At 73.6% G+C, this 20,910-nt stretch carries 14 protein-coding genes; 2 read left to right on the plus strand and 12 right to left on the minus strand.

Annotated elements, in window-relative coordinates:
• Nucleotides 1–6: 6 nt before the first annotated feature.
• Complete coding sequence (locus tag PZB77_RS07575; protein ID WP_275491804.1) at nucleotides 7–927, plus strand: aminoglycoside phosphotransferase family protein; 921 nt, start codon at nucleotides 7–9, stop codon at nucleotides 925–927.
• A gap of 79 nt (nucleotides 928–1,006) precedes the next feature.
• Here the strand turns inward: PZB77_RS07575 and PZB77_RS07580 are convergent, their stop codons facing one another.
• From PZB77_RS07580 to PZB77_RS07635, 12 genes are all read right to left on the minus strand, one after another.
• Nucleotides 1,007–2,710 carry a proline--tRNA ligase gene (locus PZB77_RS07580; RefSeq protein ID WP_275491805.1) on the minus strand — a complete coding sequence of 568 codons (1,704 nt, stop codon included), beginning with the start codon at nucleotides 2,708–2,710 and terminating at the stop codon, nucleotides 1,007–1,009.
• 102 nt (nucleotides 2,711–2,812) lie between these two features.
• Complete coding sequence (locus PZB77_RS07585; protein ID WP_275491806.1) at nucleotides 2,813–3,376, minus strand: GNAT family N-acetyltransferase; 564 nt, start codon at nucleotides 3,374–3,376, stop codon at nucleotides 2,813–2,815.
• 98 nt (nucleotides 3,377–3,474) lie between these two features.
• Nucleotides 3,475–4,236, minus strand: coding sequence for a DUF1684 domain-containing protein (locus PZB77_RS07590; protein ID WP_275491807.1), 762 nt, complete (start codon nucleotides 4,234–4,236; stop codon nucleotides 3,475–3,477).
• A gap of 155 nt (nucleotides 4,237–4,391) precedes the next feature.
• On the minus strand, nucleotides 4,392–5,234 hold the full coding sequence (locus tag PZB77_RS07595; protein ID WP_275495951.1) for a GNAT family N-acetyltransferase: 843 nt from the start codon (nucleotides 5,232–5,234) through the stop codon (nucleotides 4,392–4,394).
• A 214-nt stretch (nucleotides 5,235–5,448) separates the two neighbouring features.
• Nucleotides 5,449–6,603, minus strand: a complete 1,155-nt coding sequence (ispG, locus tag PZB77_RS07600) for a flavodoxin-dependent (E)-4-hydroxy-3-methylbut-2-enyl-diphosphate synthase (protein WP_275491808.1) — start codon at nucleotides 6,601–6,603, stop codon at nucleotides 5,449–5,451.
• Between the two features lie 186 nt (nucleotides 6,604–6,789).
• A complete protein-coding gene (locus PZB77_RS07605) occupies nucleotides 6,790–8,100 on the minus strand; it encodes a site-2 protease family protein (RefSeq protein ID WP_275491809.1) in 1,311 nt (436 codons plus the stop codon).
• Complete coding sequence (dxr, locus tag PZB77_RS07610; RefSeq protein ID WP_275491810.1) at nucleotides 8,097–9,350, minus strand: 1-deoxy-D-xylulose-5-phosphate reductoisomerase; 1,254 nt, start codon at nucleotides 9,348–9,350, stop codon at nucleotides 8,097–8,099. Before dxr ends, PZB77_RS07605 begins: the two co-directional genes overlap by 4 nt.
• Before the next feature lie 107 nt (nucleotides 9,351–9,457).
• Nucleotides 9,458–10,705: a 3-phosphoshikimate 1-carboxyvinyltransferase gene (gene aroA / locus PZB77_RS07615; RefSeq protein WP_275491811.1), complete on the minus strand. Its 1,248-nt coding sequence runs from the start codon at nucleotides 10,703–10,705 to the stop codon at nucleotides 9,458–9,460.
• A gap of 78 nt (nucleotides 10,706–10,783) precedes the next feature.
• Nucleotides 10,784–12,793: an acyl-CoA dehydrogenase family protein gene (locus PZB77_RS07620; protein ID WP_275491812.1), complete on the minus strand. Its 2,010-nt coding sequence runs from the start codon at nucleotides 12,791–12,793 to the stop codon at nucleotides 10,784–10,786.
• A gap of 277 nt (nucleotides 12,794–13,070) precedes the next feature.
• A complete protein-coding gene (locus tag PZB77_RS07625) occupies nucleotides 13,071–14,516 on the minus strand; it encodes an aldehyde dehydrogenase family protein (protein WP_275491813.1) in 1,446 nt (481 codons plus the stop codon).
• A gap of 232 nt (nucleotides 14,517–14,748) precedes the next feature.
• On the minus strand, nucleotides 14,749–16,356 hold the full coding sequence (locus PZB77_RS07630; RefSeq protein ID WP_275491814.1) for a PucR family transcriptional regulator: 1,608 nt from the start codon (nucleotides 16,354–16,356) through the stop codon (nucleotides 14,749–14,751).
• 182 nt (nucleotides 16,357–16,538) lie between these two features.
• Nucleotides 16,539–18,902: an ATP/GTP-binding protein gene (locus tag PZB77_RS07635; RefSeq protein WP_275491815.1), complete on the minus strand. Its 2,364-nt coding sequence runs from the start codon at nucleotides 18,900–18,902 to the stop codon at nucleotides 16,539–16,541.
• Nucleotides 18,903–19,241: 339 nt separating this feature from the next.
• On the opposite strand from PZB77_RS07635, the gene gabT reads away from it, so the two are divergent.
• Complete coding sequence (gabT, locus tag PZB77_RS07640) at nucleotides 19,242–20,582, plus strand: 4-aminobutyrate--2-oxoglutarate transaminase (protein WP_275491816.1); 1,341 nt, start codon at nucleotides 19,242–19,244, stop codon at nucleotides 20,580–20,582.
• Nucleotides 20,583–20,910: the final 328 nt, after the last annotated feature.

Consider the following 20,910-nt stretch of genomic DNA (forward strand, 5'->3'; position numbering starts at 1 on the left):
GCAGGTATGGGTTTCGAACCGCCGCAGCGTCTGGCGCGAGCGCTGGACGAGCAGTACGGGAAGGCCGTGGCCGAGGGCTGGCTGGGTTCGCTCGGCGCGCTCGTGGAGGCGGAGCTGTCCGCCGGCGGCCGGGACCTCACTGTCGACCGGGTGGCCGCACCCGGCGGGCGTACCAGCGTGGTCCTGCTGGTCCGCCGGGCGGACGGCGTCCCCGCCGCGCTGAAGATCGCCCCGCCCGGGGCGGCGCCGGAGGCCGAACGGGCCGCGCTGGCCCACTGGAACGGCTGGGGTTCGGTGCGTCTCCTGGAGACGGGCGGTGAAGCGGCGCCCGGTGACGGGATGCTGCTGGAACGGCTGCACCAGGAGGTGTCGCTGCGTTCGCTGCCGGAGGCCAAGGCGCTGCTGGAGGCGGCGGGCACCCTCCGCAGGCTCTGGGTCCGACCGCCCGAGGGGCACATCTTCGAGACGGTCGCGGAGCGGACCGGGCGGCGCACCTCCGCGATGCGGGAGTTCGCCGCCGCCGACCCGGAGCTGGCCCCCCTCGTGGAGGCGGCGCTGACGGTCCGCGAGGAGCTGGTCGCGGACCCCGCCGAGGAGCTGCTGCTGCACGGCAACTTCCGCCAGAGCAAGGTGTTGTCGGGCGAGCGGGCCCCCTGGCTGACGGTCGGGCCGGAGCCGCTGGTGGGCGAGCGCGCCTACGACCTGGCGCGGCTGGTGCGCGACCGGGTGGAGGATCTGATCGCCTCGCCCGGCGGACCGGCGACCGCCCGCCGCCGGGTGCGCAAGCTCGCGGACTCGCTGGAGGTCGGCCAGGAGCGGCTGCACGGGTGGACGCTGTTCCGGGCGGTCGAGTCGGGCACGAGGGCGCTGGCCGAGGGGCGGCGGCAGACGGGCGAGATGTCACTGGAGTTCGCCGGCTGGCTCTGACCCGCTCCCTTTCGTATCCACGGGAAGACCCCCGCGCACCGGGTGCGCGGGGGTCTTCCCGTGGGCGGGGGCCGGGAGGTCAGCCCAGGTCGGCGGCGATGCGGGCGATCGCCTCGTCGACGGTCAGCTCCTCGCGCTCACCGGTGCGGCGGTCCTTGAGTTCGACGACGCCCTCGGCGGAGCGGCGGCCGGCGACGAGGATGGTCGGCACGCCGATGAGTTCGGCGTCGGTGAACTTCACGCCCGGGGAGACCCCGGCGCGGTCGTCGACCAGCACCCGGGCGCCCGCCGCCTTCAGCTTCTCCGAGACCTCCAGGGCCAGCTCGGTCTGGAGCGCCTTGCCGGCGGCGACCACGTGCACGTCGGCCGGGGCGATCTCGCGGGGCCAGCACAGGCCCTTGTCGTCGGCGGTCTGCTCGGCGAGGGCGGCCACCGCACGGGAGACGCCGATGCCGTAGGAGCCCATCGTGACGCGGACCGGCTTGCCCTGCTGGCCGAGGACGTCGAGCTGGAAGATGTCGGCGTACTTGCGGCCGAGCTGGAAGATGTGGCCGATCTCGATGGCGCGGTCGACCTGGAGGCCGGTGCCGCACGCGGGGCACGGGTCACCCGCCTGCACGACGACGACGTCGAGGTAGTCGTCCACCTCGAAGTCGCGGCCCACGACGACGTTCTTCGCGTGCTTGCCGTCCTTGTTGGCGCCGGTGATCCAGGAGGTGCCGGCGGCGACCCGGGGGTCGGCGATGTAGCGGACCTTCTCCAGGCCCTGCGGACCGACGTAACCGCGCACCAGGTCGGGCCGGCCCACGAAGTCCTCGGCGGTGACGAGCTCGACGACGGCGGGGGCGAGGTGCTCGCCCAGCTTGCCGAGGTCGACCTCACGGTCACCGGGGACGCCCACGGCGACGATCTCGCCGTCGACCTTGACCAGGAGGTTCTTCAGCGTGGCGGAGGCCGGGACGCCGAGGTGGGCGGCGAGGGTCTCGATGGTCGGGGTGTCCGGGGTGTCCAGCTCCTCGACCGGGCCGTGCGCGGAGCCGTCCACCGCGGTGGCCTTGAAGGTGACGGCCTCGGTGTTGGCGGCGTAGTCGCAGTTCGGGCAGTCCACGAAGGTGTCCTCGCCGGCGGGCGCGGGGGCGAGGAACTCCTCGGAGGCGGAGCCGCCCATGGCGCCGGAGACGGCGGAGACGATGCGGTGGTCGAGGCCGAGGCGCTCGAAGATCCGGATGTAGGCGGCGCGGTGCAGCTGGTACGCCTCGGCCAGGCCCTCGTCGGTGGTGTCGAAGGAGTACGAGTCCTTCATCTGGAACTCGCGGCCGCGCAGCACACCGGCACGGGGGCGCGCCTCGTCGCGGTACTTCGTCTGGATCTGGTAGAGGATGACCGGCAGGTCCTTGTAGGACGAGCACATGTCCTTGACGACCTGGGTGAAGATCTCCTCGTGGGTCGGGCCGAGGAGGTAGTCGGCGCCCTTGCGGTCCTTGAGCCGGAAGAGCAGGTCGCCGTACTCGTCGTACCGGCCGCTCGCCTCGTACGCCTCCTTGGGCAGCAGGGCGGGGAGCAGCACCTCCTGGCCGCCGATGGCGTCCATCTCCTCGCGGACGACGCGGGTGATGTTCTCCAGGACCTTCTTGCCGAGCGGCAGCCAGGACCAGATGCCTGCGGCGGTGCGGCGGACGTAACCGGCCCGGACGAGCAGCTTGTGGTTGAGCGTCTCGGCGTCCGCCGGGTCGTCGCGCAGTGTCTTGATCATCAATCGGGACATGCGCTGGACCTGGGCCATGATGAACTCCTGCTCGACTGTGTCTTCCGGGGGGACGCCCCCGGACCCCCGAAGGTGATGGGCCCGAGATTAGCCGGGCGGCGGGTGCGGGCGGAAATCCATTCAGATTCCGCGCCGCAGCGGCAGCGGGGCTCCCATCACGGCGTACGGCAGCGGTGCGCTGGGGAAGACGACCTGGCGGGCGAGGTCGCGGTAGCCGAGAGCGCGGTAGAGCCCCCGGGCGGGGCTGTCGGTGTCGATGGCCGACAGGATGGAGCGCGGCTCGGCTGCGGCGTCGGTCAGCCTGGTGATGAGCGCCCGGCCGATGCCGTGCTGCTGGGCGTCGGGGTGGACGTGGAGTTCGGTGATGACGAAGGACTCGTCGAGCCACTCCTCGCTCCCGGTCGCGCGGAGGTAGGGCTCCACCACCCCCGACCACCAGTGGGCGCGGTCGTTGGGCAGTCCGTAGACGAAGCCGAGCAGTCGCCCCGAGGGGTCGGTGGCGCCCAACGCCCGGGCGCCGGGCAGGGTGAGGTGGCGCAGCACGATCTGCCGGCGTACGGCGATCTCGCCGGGTCCGAGTCCGAAGGCGACGGCCTGTACCTGGAGCGCCTCGTCCACGCGGGAGGCGAGGTCGAGCGGCCCGATCAGGGGTGGTTCGCTGAGGTCTCCGGGAAAGCGCGGCATGGCACCGGAGACTACTCCGGCCGGCGGGCGCGGTGTCGGGCGGTCGCTGCCAGACCGGGGCGGGTGCCCTCCCACGAGGGCGGGCACCCGAGGGTCCTTCAGTGCGCCGGGGCGGCGGTCCCCTTGGCGAGGGGGAGCTTCTCGCCTGCTTCGACCGGCAGGTGGAGCCGGTTCTGCCGGGGCGGCATCGGGCAGTTGTACTGGTCGGAGAAACCGCAGGGCGGCACGAAGGCGCGGTTGAAGTCGAGGAGGACCCGGTCGCTCCCGGTCTCGTGCGGGACGAAGAGGAAGCGGCCCGCGCCGTAGGTGGTGCGGCCGTTGGTGGGGTCGCCGAAGACCAGCAGCAGGGTGCCGTCGTCGTCGAAGGCGCTCAGTGTGTAAGCGGTGCCGTCCAGGGTCAGGGCGATGTCCCCGGGGACGACCAGGTCGCGGGTGCCGCCGTTGTCCCGGATGTGTTCGAACGCGACCTTGCGGGCGCCCTCCACCGGCGTGTACGCGGCTTCGAGCACCCAGGCGGGGTCGTACGGGAAGGTGTCGATCCGGTCGAAGGAGCGGATCGCGGGGGCCTCGGCGTCCCAGAAGCGCAGGAAGGGTGCGGGGGCACCGGTGACGGGTTCCGTCCGCTCCACGACCGTCACCGTGACGCTGTCCGGCAGACCCGCTCCGGCCGCCGCGGGATCGGGTGGCTCGCCGGGCGGCAGCGGACGGGTCTCCACCAGAGCGAGGTTGCCGGTGGGCGCGGTGACCGAGGCATGGCGCTCCGCACGCCACGCCTCCCAGGCCGCCCGGGCGTCCGCCCACTCCCAGCCGGGGGCGGCGGCGGCGACGTGGTCGTCGGCGGGGGGCACGGTCTCGGTCATCAGCGGTGCTCCACGTCACAGGGGGCGACGGCGCGCCGGTTCCGGTACGCCGCTCCCGGCGGTCCCCCTGCCGACTATAAGTCGACTTGGCGACACTCACCGGACGGGGACCGGCCCACCGGGGGCCGTCCGGCGGCCCGGAGGCCGCCCGCCCGTCAGAACAGGACGCTCATGAAGGCGCCGGTCTCCCGGAACCCGACCCGGCTGTACGCCCTGCGGGCCGCGGTGTTGAAGTCGTTCACGTACAGGCTGACCAGCGGGGCCACGTCGGCGAGCGCGTGGTTGAGCACGGCGGACATCCCCGTCTCGGAGAGGCGGCGGCCCCGGAACTCGGGGGCGACCCAGACGCCCTGGATCTGGCAGGCCTGGGTGGTCGCGGCGCCGATCTCGGCCTTGAAGACGACCTTTCCGTCGTCGATGCGGGCGAACGAGCGGCCCGCGCCGATGAGTTCGGCGACCCGGGCCTGGTAGAGGAGGCCGCCGTCACCGGCCAGCGGGGAGATGCCGACCTCCTCGGTGAACATCGCCACGCAGGCCGGCAGGATCACGTCCATCTCGTCCTTGCGGATGCGGCGGACGTAGGGATCGGGGTCCACGGTGGTGGAGGGCCGGTCGGTGACCATCAGCGGCTGGTTGGCGCGGACTTCGCGGGCGGGCCCCCAGCCGGGTTCGAGCAGACGCCACAGCAGGGTGGTGGGCTCGACGGGGCCGACGATGGAGGAGCAGCGCCGGCCGGCCCTGCGGGCCCGGTCCGCGAAGGCGCGTACGGCCTCGGGGCCCGCGCAGATCGGGACGAGGTTGGCGCCGGAGTAGCAGAGCGAGCGGAGCATCCCGTCCGCGTACCAGCCCCACATCTCGCCACCGAGGCGCCACGGGTCGAGCCCGGCGATCTGGACACGGGAGGTCACGAAGGCGTTGGCCACGGGATCGCTCTCCAGAATGGCCAGCGCGGCGCCGAGGTCACTGGGTTCGAGGACCCGGGTGGTGGTGTGCGTCAACACGAGGGGGCCTCACCATACGGTCTGCTGATTTCCGCACTGTACCCAACAAGGCTGAGCGACGCCGCCGCGTCCGGGAACCGGGCAGCCCACCGCACGGGAGGGGCGGGGCGCCATGCGGTGCCGTCGCCGGGAACGGCACCGCGCCCCGCCCGGACGGTGTGCCGTCCTGGCGGGGCGCGGAAGTACGGCGGGGCCGAGGCCCGGCGCCTCGTCAGCCGACGGCCACCTGGGGCTCGCCGGAGGCGATGCCGTCCTTCTCCATCTGCTCGGCGATCTTCAGCGCCTCCTCGATGAGGGTCTCGACGATCTTCGACTCGGGGACGGTCTTGATGATCTCGCCCTTCACGAAGATCTGGCCCTTGCCGTTGCCCGAGGCGACGCCGAGGTCGGCCTCACGGGCCTCGCCCGGGCCGTTGACGACGCAGCCCATGACGGCGACGCGCAGCGGCACCTCCATGCCTTCGAGACCGGCGCTGACCTGGTCAGCGAGCTTGTACACGTCGACCTGGGCACGGCCGCAGGACGGGCAGGAGACGATCTCCAGGCGGCGCTGCTTGAGGTTGAGGGACTCCAGGATCTGGAGGCCGACCTTGACCTCCTCGACCGGCGGGGCCGAGAGGGAGACGCGGATGGTGTCGCCGATGCCCTCGGAGAGGAGCGCGCCGAAGGCGACGGCGGACTTGATGGTGCCCTGGAACGCCGGGCCGGCCTCGGTGACACCGAGGTGCAGCGGGTAGTCGCACGCGGCGGCCAACTGGCGGTAGGCGTTGACCATGACGACCGGGTCGTTGTGCTTGACCGAGATCTTGATGTCCCGGAAGCCGTGCTCCTCGAAGAGGGACGCCTCCCAGAGGGCCGACTCCACCAGCGCCTCGGGGGTGGCCTTGCCGTACTTCTTCATCAGCCGGGCGTCGAGGGAACCGGCGTTCACGCCGATCCGGATCGGGGTGCCGGCCGCGCCCGCGGCGCGGGCGATCTCCTTGACCTTGTCGTCGAACTGCTTGATGTTGCCCGGGTTGACCCGGACCGCGGCGCAGCCGGCGTCGATGGCGGCGAAGACGTACTTGGGCTGGAAGTGGATGTCGGCGATGACCGGGATCTGCGACTTGCTCGCGATGGTGGCCAGGGCGTCGGCGTCGTCCTGGGTGGGACACGCCACCCGCACGATCTGGCAGCCGGACGCGGTCAGCTCGGCGATCTGCTGGAGGGTCGCGCCGATGTCCGAGGTGCGCGTGGTCGTCATCGACTGCACCGAGACGGGTGCGTCCCCGCCGACGGCCACCGACCCGACCTGGATCTGACGGCTGACGCGTCGGTCGGCGAGCTTGGTCGGAACGGACGGCATTCCGAGAGAAATCGCAGTCATGCGCTGAGCATCCCCAAGGTGTGGATCGAGGCCCGGAAATCGGCGGGCTACAGCTTTCGAGGTTACGGCACCGGCCGTCCCGCGCACGCATCCCCCGGAGCGAAACACCCGGAGGAGAAGGGGCGAGGGGCGGCCGGGCGTCCCGTGCGGGCCCGGGCGCCCCTCCTGATGCGGGCGGGCCGGGGGTCAGGTGATCTTGACCGGGTTCACGATGTCGGCGACGAGCACCAGCAGCGTGAAGCAGATGAAGATTCCGGCCACCACGTACGCGACCGGCATGAGCTTCGCCACGTCGAAGGGGCCGGGGTCGGGCCGCTTGAAGACCTTCGCCACGTTGCGGCGCAGTGCCTCCCAGAGGGCGCCCGCGATGTGGCCGCCGTCCAGGGGCAGCAGTGGCAGCATGTTGAAGAGGAAGAGCGAGAGGTTGAACCCGGCCAGCAGGAACAGCATCATCGCGATCTGGTTCTGCGCGGGCACGTCGAGGGTCATCACCTCGCCGCCGATCCGCGCGGCCCCCACCACGCCCACCGGGGAGTCCTCGGCGCGCTCGCCACCGTCGAAGGCGGCGTTCCACAGGTCGGGGATCTTGGAGGGCAGGGCGACGATCGACTCGACGCCGTTCTCCATCATGTCGCCCATCCGTACGACGGAGTCGCCGAAGGAGAGGGGCACGATCTCGCTCCTCGCGGCGAAGCCGAGGTAGCCGGCGTCGACGAACTTCTTCGGGATCACCTCTCCGTCGGAGTCCTTCCGCGCCACGACGTTCTTGGCCAGGACGGCGTGCAGGACGACCTCCTGGCTTCCCCGCCGGACGGTGATGTCGGCGGGGCCGATGGTCTGCCGGATGAGGTCGGAGAGGGTGTCCCAGTCGTCGACCCTCCTGCCGTCGAAGGCGACGATCGTGTCGCCCTCGCGCAGTCCGGCGGCGAGCGCCGGTGAGACCGGGTCTCCGGCCGCGCACTTCTCCCGGTTCTCGCTCTGCTCGATGACGCACTTCTGGACGCCGGCCACCTCGGTGGTCTGGGTCTGGAAGCCGAAGGTCATGGAGACGCCGAGGAAGATCGCGACGGCGAGGACCAGGTTCATGAAGGGCCCGGCGAACATCACGATGACGCGCTTCCACGGCTTGCGCGTGTAGAAGAGGCGGGTCTCGTCGCCGGGTTCGAGCTCCTCGAAGGCGGCGGATCTCGCGTCCTCGATCATGCCGCGCCAGGGAGAGGTGGAGCGTGCCTCGATCCTGCCGTCCGGGCCGGGCGGGAACATGCCGATCATGCGGATGTAGCCGCCGGCCGGGATGGCCTTCACGCCGTACTCGGTGTCGCCCTTCCTGCGGGACCAGATGGTGGGGCCGAAGCCGACCATGTACTGCGGGACCCGGATGCCGAAGAGCTTGGCCGTGGAGAGGTGACCGAGCTCGTGCCAGGCGATCGAGAACAGCAGCCCCACGACGAAGATGGCGATCCCCAGGACCGTCAGCAGGATCGTGCTCAGACTCATGCGTGCGCCTCCGCCGTCGACTTCGCCGAGAGTTCGCGGGCCCGGGCGCGTGCCCAGGTCTCCGCCTCAAGGACGTCCGCGACCGTCAGTGAAGTTCCCGGGGCGGGGGTGCCGTGTTCGGCGACCACCGCGGTGACGGTGTCCATGATGCCGTTGAAGGGGAGCGCGCCGGAGAGGAACGCGTCGACGCACTCCTCGTTGGCGGCGTTGAAGACGGCCGGCGCGGTCCCGCCGAGCGCGCCCACGTGCCGGGCGAGGCCGACCGCGGGGAACGCCTCGGTGTCGAGCGGGAAGAACTCCCAGGTGGACGCCTTCGTCCAGTCGAAGGCCGGGGCGGCGTCCGGAACGCGCTGCGGCCAGCCGAGCCCGACGGCGATCGGTCCCCGCATGTCGGGCGGGGTGGCCTGGGCCAGCGTGGAGCCGTCGGTGAACTCGACCATGGAGTGCACGTACGACTGCGGGTGGACGACGACCTCGATGCGCTCGAACGGGATGTCGTAGAGGAGGTGCGCCTCGATGACCTCCAGCCCCTTGTTGACGAGGGTGGCGGAGTTGATCGTGATGACCGGGCCCATCGCCCAGGTGGGGTGGGCGAGCGCCTGCTCCCGGGTGACGTCGGCCAGTTCGCTCCTCGTCCGCCCCCGGAACGGGCCGCCGGAGGCGGTGACGACGAGCTTGGCCACGTCGGCGCGGGTGCCCGCGGCGAGGGCCTGGAAGAGCGCGGCGTGCTCGGAGTCGACCGGGATGATCTGGCCGGGCGCGGCCAGCGCCTTGACCAGCGGGCCGCCGACGATGAGCGACTCCTTGTTGGCCAGGGCGAGGGTGCGGCCCGCCTCCAGCGCGGCCAGCGTCGGCGCGAGGCCGATGGAGCCGGTGATGCCGTTGAGCACCGTGTGGCAGGGGCTCGCGGCGAGCGTGCTCGCGGCGTCGGGGCCGGCCAGGACCTCGGGGAGCGGCTCCCCGACGCCGTACTCCGCGCGCAGCGCCTCGCGCAGGGCGGGTACGGCGTCCTCGGAGGCGACGGCGACCGTGTCCACCGCGAGCCGGCGTGCCTGGGCGGCGAGCAGGGCGACCCGCCCGCCCGCCGCCGAGAGCGCGGTCACCCGGAAACGGTCGGGGTTGCGCAGCACCAGGTCGATGGCCTGGGTTCCGATGGACCCGGTGGAGCCGAGGACCACGAGGTCCCGGCGGCCTTCCGTCGCGTCGTGGACGAGATGCGGGTCGGCGAGGGGGGCAGGGCTGTCGGTCATGCCCCCATTGTTGCCGCTCCCGCCGTGCGCGAGGACAGGGCGTCCCGGGAGGTGCCGTCGCGGGCGCCGGTCCGGCCTCCCGCGACGGCGCCTCCCGCCGTCCCGTTCTACTTCTCCCGCGCCGGCAGGCCCGCGCTGAACTCCGCGAACACCTCGTGGAAGTCCGGGAAGGTCTTGCGCACGCAGCCCGGGTCGTCGTACGTCGTCCCGGGGTTGCGCAGGGCTGCGACGGCGAAGGACATGACGATGCGGTGGTCGCCGTGGGTGGTGACCTCGGCGGGGCGCGGGGTCCCGGGGTGGATCTCGATCCAGTCGGGTCCGGTGTGCACGGTGACGCCCATGGCGCGGAGGTTCTCGGCGCACGCCTCCAGCCGGTCGCACTCCTTGACCCGGGTGTTGGCGACGTCCTCGATCCGGACCGGCCAGTCGGCGTACGGGGCGAGGGCGGCGAGCGTCGGCATGGTGTCGGAGATGTCCCGCATGTTGACGGTGAGGCCGCGCAGGGTGCCGTCCGAGCGGACCGTGGTGGCGTCCTCGGTGATGACCACCTCGGCGCCCATCCGCCGCAGCACGTCGACGAAGCGCAGGTCGCCCTGGAGCGCCCCGGTGCCGAGGCCGGGGACGGTGACCTCCCCGCCGGTGAGGGCGGCGGCGGCGAAGAAGTAGCCGGCGGTGGAGGCGTCCGGCTCGACGGCGTACGTGGTGGCGCGGTAGCCACCGGGCGGCACGGTGAAGGTGTCACCCTCACGGGTGACCTCGACCCCGAAGTCCCGCATCATCGCGAGCGTGATCCCGATGTACGGCGCCGAGACCAGCCGGGTGACGTCGATCGTCAGGCCGGTGGAGGTCAGCGGGCCGAGCATCAGCAGGGCGGTGAGGTACTGCGAGGACTCCCCCGCGTCCAGCGTGATCCTGCCCCCCTCGATCCCGGCGGCGCGCACGCGCAGCGGGTGGTGCCCCTCCTGCTCGTCGTGGCGCAGGTCGACGCCGAGGGTGCGCAGCGCCCGGCTGAGCGGGGCGAGCGGGCGGCGCCGCATCTGTGCGGAGGCGTCGAAGCGGTACGTGCCCGAGGGGGCGGCGGCGACGAGGGTGGGCAGGAAGCGGGCCGTGGTCGCGCCGTCGCGGCAGAACACGTCGGTGTCGGTGACGCCGGGGCCTGTCGGGCGGCCCTCGACGTGCCAGCGGTCCGGCTCCTTCGTGACCGCGTAGCCGAGGCGGGCGAGGCCCTCGGCGAACCCTTCGGTGTCGTCGGAACGGAGCGGGTGCAGGAGGGTGGTGGTGCCGTCCGCCGCCGCGGCGAGGAAGAGGGCGCGGGCGGTGACGGACTTGGAGCCGGGGATCTGGATGACGGTCACGGTGGGGGATCCTGCCGTGTCCCCGCCCGCGGGGCGGGGCGCGTCCAGCGGGTGGACGCGCCCCGCTCACCGCCCGGCTCAGCGGTAGGGGCGGCGGGCGTTCTCGCCCCGGGCCGGCCCCGGAGCGGCGTCCGCGATCCAGGGGCCGTCGCCGCTGGGGTCGATGACTCCCTCCTCCAGCCACGTGTACGAACCCGCGAGGACCCGGTCGACCACGCGCCGGTCGAGCGTGTCGGTGTTGGCCCAGAGGCGGCCGAACAGCTCCTCCGTCCTGAGCCGGGCCTGCTGGCAGAAGGCGTCGGCGAGCTGGTAGGCCTCGCGGCCGTGTTCGCCGCGGCTGCGCAGAAGTTCGGCGCGGACGCAGGCGGCGCTCATCGCGAAGAGCTCGGCGCCGATGTCGACGGTCCGGCCCAGGAAGCCCTGCTTGGTCTCCATCCGGCCCTGCCAGCGCGACATGGCGTAGAAGGTGGAGCGGGCCAGCCGGCGCGCGGCGCGCTCGGCGTACCGCAGGTGGTGCGAGAGGTCCGGATGACCGGCGGGACGGAACTCCGGGTACGAGGAGGGGAGCTGGCCCGGACCGGCGACCAGCTTCGGCAGCCAGCGGGCGTAGAAGCCGGCCGCCGCCGCGCCGGCCCTGGCCTTGTCGGCGAGCGGCTTGTCGGGGTCGACGAGGTCGCCGGCCACCGTGAGGTGGGCGTCGACCGCCTCCCGGGCGATCAGCAGGTGCATGATCTCGGTCGAGCCCTCGAAGATGCGGTTGATCCGCATGTCGCGGAGCATCTGTTCGGCGGGGACGGCCCGTTCGCCGCGGGCGGCGAGGGAGTCGGCGGTCTCGAAGCCGCGGCCGCCACGGATCTGCACGAGTTCGTCGGAGATGCGCCAGCCCATCTCGGAGCCGTAGAGCTTGGCGAGGGCTGCCTCGATGCGGATGTCGTTGCGGTCCTCGTCGGCCATCTGGGAGGCGAGGTCGACCACGGCTTCCAGGGCGAAGGTGGTGGCGGCGATGAACGAGATCTTCGCGCCGACCGCCTCGTGGCGGGCGACCGGCCTGCCCCACTGCTCGCGCGCCGCCGACCATTCGCGGGCGATCTTCAGGGACCACTTGCCCACGCCGACGCACATGGCCGGCAGGGAGAGCCGGCCCGTGTTGAGCGTGGTCAGCGCGATCTTGAGTCCGGCGCCCTCGGGGCCGATGCGGTGGGCGGCGGGGACCCTCACCCGGTGGAAGCGGGTGACGCCGTTCTCGATCCCGCGCAGTCCCATGAAGGCGTTGCGGTGCTCAACGGTGATGCCGGGTGAGTCCGCCTCGACGACGAAAGCAGTGATGCCGCCCCGGTGCTCCGGCCCCTCGGGGACCCGGGCCATGACGACCAGCAGGTCGGCGACGACCCCGTTGGTGGTCCAGAGCTTCACGCCGTCCAGGACGTAGGAGTCGCCGTCCGGCACGGCGGTGGTGGCGAGCCGGGCGGGGTCGGAGCCGACGTCGGGCTCGGTGAGCAGGAACGCCGAGATGTCGGTGCTCGCGAGCCGGGGCAGGAAGGTGTCCTTCTGCTCCTGGGTGCCGAACATCTTCAGTGGCTGCGGTACGCCGATCGACTGGTGGGCCGAGAGCAGCGCGCCCACCGCGGGGCTGGCCGAGCCGGCCAGGGCGAGGGCCCGGTTGTAGTAGACCTGGGTGAGGCCGAGGCCGCCGTACTTCGGTTCGATCTTCATACCGAGCGCGCCGAGCTTCTTGAGTCCGGCGATCACCTCGTCGGGGATGCGCGCCTCGCGTTCGATGAGGGCGCCGTCCACGTGGTCGAGGCAGAACGCGCGCAGTCGGGAGAGGAACTCCTCGCCGCGCCGGACGTCCTCGTCGGCGGGCAGCGGGTGCGGGTGGATCAGGTCGAGGCGGAGGCGGCCGAGGAAGAGCTCCTTGGCGAAGCTGGGCCGGTGCCAGTCCCGCTCCCGGGCGTCCTCCGCGACGCGGCGCGCCTCGCGTTCGGTGACCCGGGTCCGCTGCGGACGGGTGCGGGCGGCGGGACCGGTGGCCCCACCGGTCGCGTCGGGGCGCTCGGGGAGGTCCTGCGGGGCCTGCGGTGCGGACATGGGGGCTCACCTCTCCGCGGGGCGGATCGGGGGTTCGGCCTGACGGCGGGTGACCGGCTCCGCGCCCGCGGGGTTGCGACCGGTGGCACATGTCCGTATCTACCCGATTCGCCCGACCTCCACCACCGCAACGCCGGGACCCCGGCACCCCCGAACGCAGCCCGGCGGTGTCCCCCCGGGTGCGGCCTCCGGGCGCGGACGCACCACCGGCCGGAGACCCGCGCGCAGCGGGCTCCGGCCGGTGGTGCGTGTCCGGCGTGCCGGGGCCGGACTCCGCTCAGAGAGCGAGGCCGGTCAGGACCAGGACGCGCTCGTAGGTGTAGTCCTCCATGGCGTAGCGGACTCCCTCGCGGCCCACCCCGGACTGCTTGGCACCGCCGTACGGCATCTGGTCGGCCCGGTACGAGGGGACGTCACCGATGATCACGCCACCGACCTCCAGGGCGCGGTGGGCGCGGAAGGCCGCCTGCAGGTCGTGCGTGAAGACACCCGCCTGGAGGCCGTACTTCGAGGAATTGACGGCCGCGAACGCCTCCGCCTCGCCGTCCACCTTCTGGATCGAGAGGACCGGCCCGAAGACCTCCTCGCGGGCGAGGGTCGTCGTGTCGGGGAGCCCGGTCAGGACGGTCGGCGCGTAGGTGGCGCCGTCGCGCGTGCCGCCGGTGAGGAGTTCGGCGCCCGCTGCGACCGCCTCGTCGACCCAGGACGCGACGCGCTCGGCGGCGGCCTCGCTGACGAGCGGGCCGACGTCGGTGGCGTCGTCGGAGGGGTCGCCGGTGATCAGGGCCTCGGTCGCGGCGACGATCTTCGGGACGAGGCGGTCGTGGAGCGAGGCGTCGACGATGACCCGCTGCACCGAGATGCAGGACTGGCCGCCCTGGTAGTTGGAGAAGGTCGCGATCCGGGTCGCGGCCCAGTCCAGGTCCTCCTCCGAGGCGTAGTCGCCGAGGACGACGGCCGCGCCGTTGCCGCCGAGCTCCAGGGTGCAGTGCTTGCGCGGCACCGACTCCATGATCGAGTAGCCGACCGGGCCGGAGCCGGTGAAGGAGATCACCGGCAGCCGCTCGTCCTGGACGAGGGCGGGCATCCGGTCGTTCGGGACCGTCAGCACGGACCAGGAACCGGCCGGCAGGTCCGTCTCGGCGAGCAGCTCGCCGAGGATCAGCGAGGAGATCGGGGTGGCCGGCGCGGGCTTGAGGATGATCGGGGCGCCGACGGCGAGGGCGGGGGCGACCTTGTGGGCGCTCAGGTTGAGCGGGAAGTTGAACGGCGCGATGCCGAGGACCGTGCCGCGCGGGAAGCGGCGGGTGAGACCCAGGCGCCCGGTGCCACCGGCGTCGGTGTCCAGCCGCTGCGCGTCGCCGCCGTTGAAGCGGCGGGCCTCCTCGGCGGCGAAGCGGAAGACGGAGACGGCGCGGCCGACCTCGCCGCGGGCCCACTTGACCGGCTTGCCGTTCTCGGCGGAGATGAGCCGGGCGATCTCCTCGGTGCGCTCCACGAGGCGGCGTACGACGTGGTCGAGCGCGGCGACCCGGACGTGTGCGGGGGTCGCGGCGAACTCCTCGCGAACGGCGTGCGCGGCGGCGACGGCCTCCTCGGTCTGCGCGTCGGTCGGCACGCTGACGGTGCCGACGAGCCGGCCGTCCCACGGGTTGGTGACGTCGAAGCTGTCCTCGCCGGTGGCCCGGCGGCCGGCCAGCCAGAAGGCGTGGGTGGAGGTCATGGAGGTCCGGCCCTTCGGGAGGTCGTGTGGTGCGCGCCGTGCGGTGCGCGGGGCGTGCGGTGCGCGGGGCGTGCGGTGATCGCGCGCGGGGGCGGCTGCTCGCCGTCGCGGGTGTCGCCCGCCCACCGTAGGGCGCACCCGGGCCTGTGCGGTTTGTCCGCGGTGGAGCAGGTGGCGGTGGCGGGGCGCCGAATTGTCGAAGAGGCGAGGAGGGGACGGCAGCCCGCCCCGCTCAGCCCTCCGCCGCCGGGGAGGCCGTCGCCTTCAGGGCGAGCCAGAGTTCCATCCGGGCGTCCGGGTCGTCGAGCGAGCGTCCCAGGATCTCCTCCACCCGCCGCATCCGGTACCGAAGGGTGTGCCGGTGCACGCCGAGGTCGGCGGCGGCGGCGTCCCACTGGCCGTGCCGGGAGAGCCAGGCGCGGAGCGACGCCACCAGGTCGCCGCGGCCCTTGGCGTCGTGCTCGTACAGGGGGCGCAGCATCCCGTCCGCGAAGGCGCGTACCGCGTCGTCCGCGAGGAGCGGCAGCATCGACCCGGCGGCCAGTTCCTCGTGCTCCACGAGGGTCCTGCCCCGGCGGCGGGCGATCGAGAGCGCCTGTTCGGCCTGTTTGTACGCGGCGGAGACCGCTATGGGGCCGGCGGGAGCGGAGAGCCCCACCACGATGTGCGCCCCCTCCGCGCCCTGGTCGCGCGCCGGGCGGGCGTCCAGCGCTTCCGCGTACGCGGCGCACGCGCCGACCGCCTCGCCCCCGTCCACGGCCAGCACCACGAGCCGTTCGCCGTCGGGGACCGCCAGCAGCGGTTCCCCGGTCCGGGCGGCCGCCGCGTCGAGTGCCTCGGCGAGGGCCTCCGCGACGGACGCACCGGCGTCACCGGTCGGGACGGGCGCGCCCGCGGGGAGTGCCGGCTCCGCGATGAGCAGCCGGAACGGGGCGTCCAGGAGGCCGCCCCATAGGTCGCCGGCGACCGCCCGCGCGTGGTCGGGCTCGCCGGAGAGCAGCATTCGCAGCACCGCCGCGCCCAGGCGCTGCTCGGCGCCGTACAGGGCGCGCGAGCGGGCGGTGGTCAGGGTGAGCAGGGCGACGGCCGAGTTGACCGCGTACCGCTCGGCGGTGCCCGGGGCCGCGCCGGTACCGACGGCGAGGACGCCCCGGGCCCGGCGGCCGGTGCCGAGCGTCTGGAGTTCGACCCGGTCCTCGGCGGAGCCCACGACGGCGCTCGACGGGGCGGGCCGCTCGCGCAGCCGGGTCACGTCCGGGGTGAGCCGGGCGGCCCGGCGGGCGGCCCACTCCGGCGCCGCGGCGACGAGCGCGCCGGACGTGTCGTACAGGGCGGCCCAGCCGTCGACGTGGGCGGCCAGGCGGGAGAGGAGCGGGGCGGGGCCGTCGGCGGTGAGCGCGGCCCGGGTCAGTTCCCGCTGGGCCTCGAACCCGGCGGTGACCGCGCGGTACTGGTCGGCCGCGATGGCGGCGGAGACCGCCTTGCTGATGGCGAGGAACGGGGTCGGCCGGGGCACTTCCAGGAGCGGCATCCCCGCCTCCTCGGCGGCGTCCACCAGGGCCGGGGGGACCGACTCGTGCACCACGCCGACGGCGAAGCCGAGCCCGGCGACGCCGGCCGCGGACAGCCGCCGCACGTAGCGGCGCATCTCCTCCGGGTTCTCGGCGTCGAGGTTGGCGGCGGTCACCAGCAGCAGTTCACCGCCCTCCATGTACGGGACGGGGTCGGCGAGTTCGCTGGCGTGGGCCCAGCGCACCGGGGTGTCGAGGCGGTCCGCCGCGGCGCGGACGCGGAGTTTGAGGGCCGTGTGCTGGACGAGGGAGGCGAGCGTGGGGGGCATGGAACGGAACCCTCGGGATCGAGTGGGGGTCGGGCCGGGCGGGGGTCGGGCCGTCGCGACCGGCTCGGGACGGCCGGCGTCGTACTGCGCCGTCCTGTACGAACGGCCACCTCCGATTGTGCCAGGGCGGCACAATCACCTCGTCGCCCGGCCGGACGATCCCCCGCTCTCCGCTCCCCGGCTCAGCCGCCCAGCTCCACCAGGAGGGGCGGGGTGTGCTCGCCCGCGACGTTGGTCAGGGAGAGCACCGCATGGCCGGCCGGGACGGCGTACGCCAGTTCGGAAGCCGACCAGCGCTCCCGCTCGACCCGGCGCACGGTCACCGCGTCGCGGGTCACCGCCTTCCCGGTCACCAGCTTGCGCAGCGCGTGCAGCGCCCGGGTGACGCTCTGGTCGGCGAAGACGGCGTGCTGGGCGACCTCCCGGGTCTCCATCCACTCCTTGCCCCACGCCTCCGAGAAGCGCTTGCCGTCCCAGGTGGTCACCCCGGCGAAGGCGACCCCGCAGCCGACCGCGCCGAGCAGGGCGGTGTGCAGCCGTTCGGGGACGTCGTCGACGGTCCGCAGGGTGAGCAGCACGCCCGCGTTGACGGAGCGGAGCCGGCGGATGCCGCGCACCGTCTCGTCGGTGACGGCCCGCGTGGCGTCGTCCAGCACCAGCCCGAGGAAGAGGGAGCGGTCCGGGCGGGCGGAGGCGACGGCGGTGAACTGGGCGAGCACCAGCCGGGCGAGGAGCCTCGACGCCTCGGCGTGCGCGCGCTCCGGCAGGTCGATCCGGACCCGCAGCGGCAGCTGCTCCATCGACCGCAGGGAGAAGGGGGCGGTGTCGGGGCCGGTGGCGAAGGACGCGGTGAGCGCGGGCCGGTCGAGCAGGGCGAGCCGGTCGGCCAGGACCGGTCCGGCGTCGCCGGGTCCGCCCGACTGCCGGGCGCGGGCGTCCAGCTCCCGGAGCATCGCGTGGTGGCCGCCGGCCTCCGCGGCCGCCCGCAGCGCGGCGAGCGCGTCCGGATGGCCGTCGAGGAGCTCCCTCAGCTCCGGTACGGACGGGAAAAACCCGTGCACGGCGCGGTACGGGCCGAGCAGCTGGGCGAGGACGGTGACGGCACGGCGTACGTCGACCGTCTCCACGTCTCCGACGAGCCCTTCGGCGAGGACCGCCGCCGCCTCGTCGGGGTCGGTGGTGCCGCCGTACAGGTCGAGGCCGTGGGCGGCGCCGGGGCGGCCGATCGCCACGACGACGTCGTAGAGGTCGTCCGGCCCGAGGTCGGCGCCGGCCCCTCCCACCGCGAGGACGGCGGCCCGTCCGGCGAGCGCCTGCAGGGCGAGGCACTCGACGGCCGGGCGCACCAGCCGGGCCGACTTGCCGCTTCCCGGCGGTCCGACCGCAAGCAGGGATGTGCCGAGCAGGGCGGGTTCCAGGGCGACGCCGGAGCCGCGCCGGGCGTAGGGGTTGTGCGGGTCGTCGGAGCAGCGGCCGATGCGGACCTGCCCGGTGAGCAGGTCGTGCGGGGCGGTGCGCACCGGCAGGTCGCGGTGGCCGGAGGGGTGCAGGAAGGCGGCCCCGCCCCGGCGCAGCACGGTAGGGGTGAACCGGGCGGCCGTGTCGGGCCGTTGCCGGGCCGTGGTCCAGGCGTGCCGGAGCCGGGCGCAGTCCACGTCGTTCATCCGGCCGGCCCGGACCTCCGCCGTGAGGGTCTCGGCGGCCTCCGTCTGGCCGTCCGCGCGGAGTTCGGGCCAGTCGGCCGGGGAGGGCTCACCCTCCCCGGGGCCGGGTCCGGGGGCCGCCGCGGCGGGTCCGGTCCGCCGTCCTCCGGGCAGCAGGGTCCGCCACCCGCCGAGGACGGCGAACGGCGCGAGCACCGCGAGGGTGATCGCCGCGTAGATCCAGTTCGAGGCGGCCTGGCTCTGGAGGAACTGCCCGCCCGCGACGGACACCACGAGGGCGAACACGGGGTCCGCCACCGGGATCGCCTCCTTCCACACCAGGAGCTGCGCGAAGGCGGCCAGCCCCAGCGCGGTCACCGCCCGGAACGGCTGCCCGCGCTCGGCGACGTACCTGCGGAAGACCTCGGACCAGTTGCCCAGCCGGCCGCAGCCGTAGAGGAGGAGGCCGAAGAGGATCCCCTCGTAGACGCTGATCGCGTCCCGGCCCTCGACGGTGGCCGGGCTGTTGGTGCCCGCGTACCACCAGTCACCGGGGGTGAACGCCCGCAGGGGCAGCAGGCGGTAGGGGAGGTAGCCGTTGCGCCAGAGCGACCAGATCAGGATGCCGGCGAGTACGGAGATCAGAGCGCCGGTCAGCAGCTGGCGGCCCTCCGCCTCCTCGGACTTCTCGGGCGGCGGCGGCCGGTGGCCGTAGCGCCAGACGCCCGGTTCCTCGGCGGGGCGCGGGGTGCTCAGCCAGACGTCGACCGGGGGCCCCGCCAGGGGCGCGGCGCGGGGGCGGGGCGGGACCCCGGGGGGTGGGGTGGAGGGCGGAGGTCCCACGGGGTGCGGCACCCGCCCCGACCGCGTGTCCCACGCACCGTGCGCGCCGTCTTTCTCCATGAACCGTTGCCCCCTGACCAGCCGGGTCCGTCCGCTGCCCCGGCCAATCTAGTGGGCCGCGGCAGGGAGTTCAGCAAAGGCGCCCGGATGGTGAACACCGGTCGGCCTCGCCGCCGCGCCCGGCGGCCCGGCACGCCGCCGGGGCGGGCCGGGCGCCACGTCCGGCCCGTTCTGTCCGCGGCGGACAAGGACACGCGCCCACCACTCCCGATCGGAGCATGACCGGTTCCCCGCCGCACCCCTAGCCTGCAAGCAGGAGAGGCGCTCGCACCACCACGTCCGCGCCGCCCGCCGCACCACCCCGGTCCACCCGCACCGCCCCACCCCCAGGAGCCCCGCATGTCCGCTGTCCCGCAGGAGCGCCGCGTCGTCACCGCGATCCCCGGCCCGAAGTCGGTGGAGCTGCAGGCCCGCCGTGTCGCGGCGGTCGCCGCGGGCGTGGGCTCCACGCTGCCCGTCTTCACCGCGCGCGCCGGGGGCGGGATCATCGAGGACGTGGACGGGAACCGTCTGATCGACCTCGGCTCCGGCATCGCCGTGACGTCGGTGGGCGCCTCCGCCGAGGCCGTGGTGCGCCGTGCCTCCGCGCAGCTCGCCGACTTCACCCACACCTGCTTCATGGTGACGCCGTACGAGGGGTACGTGGAGGTCTGCGAGCAGCTCGCCGAGCTCACCCCGGGCGACCACGCCAAGAAGTCCGCGCTCTTCAACTCGGGCGCCGAGGCCGTCGAGAACGCGGTGAAGATCGCCCGCGCCTGGACCAAGCGCACCGCGGTCGTGGTCTTCGACCACGGCTACCACGGCCGGACCAACCTCACGATGGCGCTGACGGCGAAGAACATGCCGTACAAGCAGGGCTTCGGTCCGTTCGCCCCCGAGGTCTACCGCGTTCCGGTCGCGTACGGCTACCGCTGGCCGACGGGTGCCGAGAACGCCGGCGCCGAAGCGTCCGCGCAGGCCATCGACGAGATCACCAAGCAGATCGGCGCGGAGAACGTCGCCGCGATCATCATCGAGCCGGTGCTCGGCGAGGGCGGCTTCATCGAGCCGGCCAAGGGCTTCCTGCCGGCCATCGCGCGGTTCGCCCGGGAGAACGGGATCGTCTTCGTCGCCGACGAGATCCAGTCCGGCTTCTGCCGCACCGGCCAGTGGTTCGCCTGCGAGGACGAGGGCATCGTGCCGGACCTGATCACCACCGCCAAGGGCATCGCGGGCGGGCTGCCGCTCTCCGCCGTCACGGGCCGCGCCGAGATCATGGACGCCGCGCACTCCGGCGGTCTCGGCGGCACCTACGGCGGCAACCCGGTCGCCTGCGCCGGTGCGCTGGGCGCCATCGAGACGATGCGCGAGCTGGACCTGAACGGCAGGGCCAAGCGCATCGAGGCGGTCATGAAGGACCGGCTCTCCGCGATGCGGGACAAGCTGCCCAACGGCGACATCATCGGTGACATCCGGGGCCGCGGCGCCATGATCGCGATCGAACTGGTGAAGTCCGGTTCCAAGGAGCCGGACGCGGCGGCCGCGGGCGAGCTGGCCAGGGCCTGCCACGCCGAGGGCGTCCTGGTGCTCACCTGCGGCACCTACGGCAACGTGCTGCGCTTCCTGCCCCCGCTGGTCATCGGCGAGGACCTGCTGAACGAGGGTCTCGACATCCTCGAACATGCCTTCGCCACCCTCTGACCTGTGCGAACGCACGTCCGCCGCGACGAGCCGTTTCCCAGGGGATTCGCGGCAGGCGGTTGAGGGCCTGTGAAGAAGGTGTGCGAGGGCGATGGCGGGACCGCGTGGTGCCTGTCCCCCGGCCACCGGCTGTCGTACGGTTTCCGCAGATGAGAGAAACACCCCGTGCGCGGGACACCGCGGACAGCATCGGGCCGGGGCTTCCCCCGCACCTGCCCGGTGGCGCCCTCGCGCGCACCCCTGGAGCCTCCGGCTCCGGAACTCCTCACCGATCGGACGGCCGCCCGCCCCACACCCCCCGGGGCGCGCGGCGGACCGATCCCGCCGG

The sequence above is a fragment of the Streptomyces sp. AM 2-1-1 genome (assembly GCF_029167645.1).
Lineage (GTDB): Bacteria > Actinomycetota > Actinomycetes > Streptomycetales > Streptomycetaceae > Streptomyces.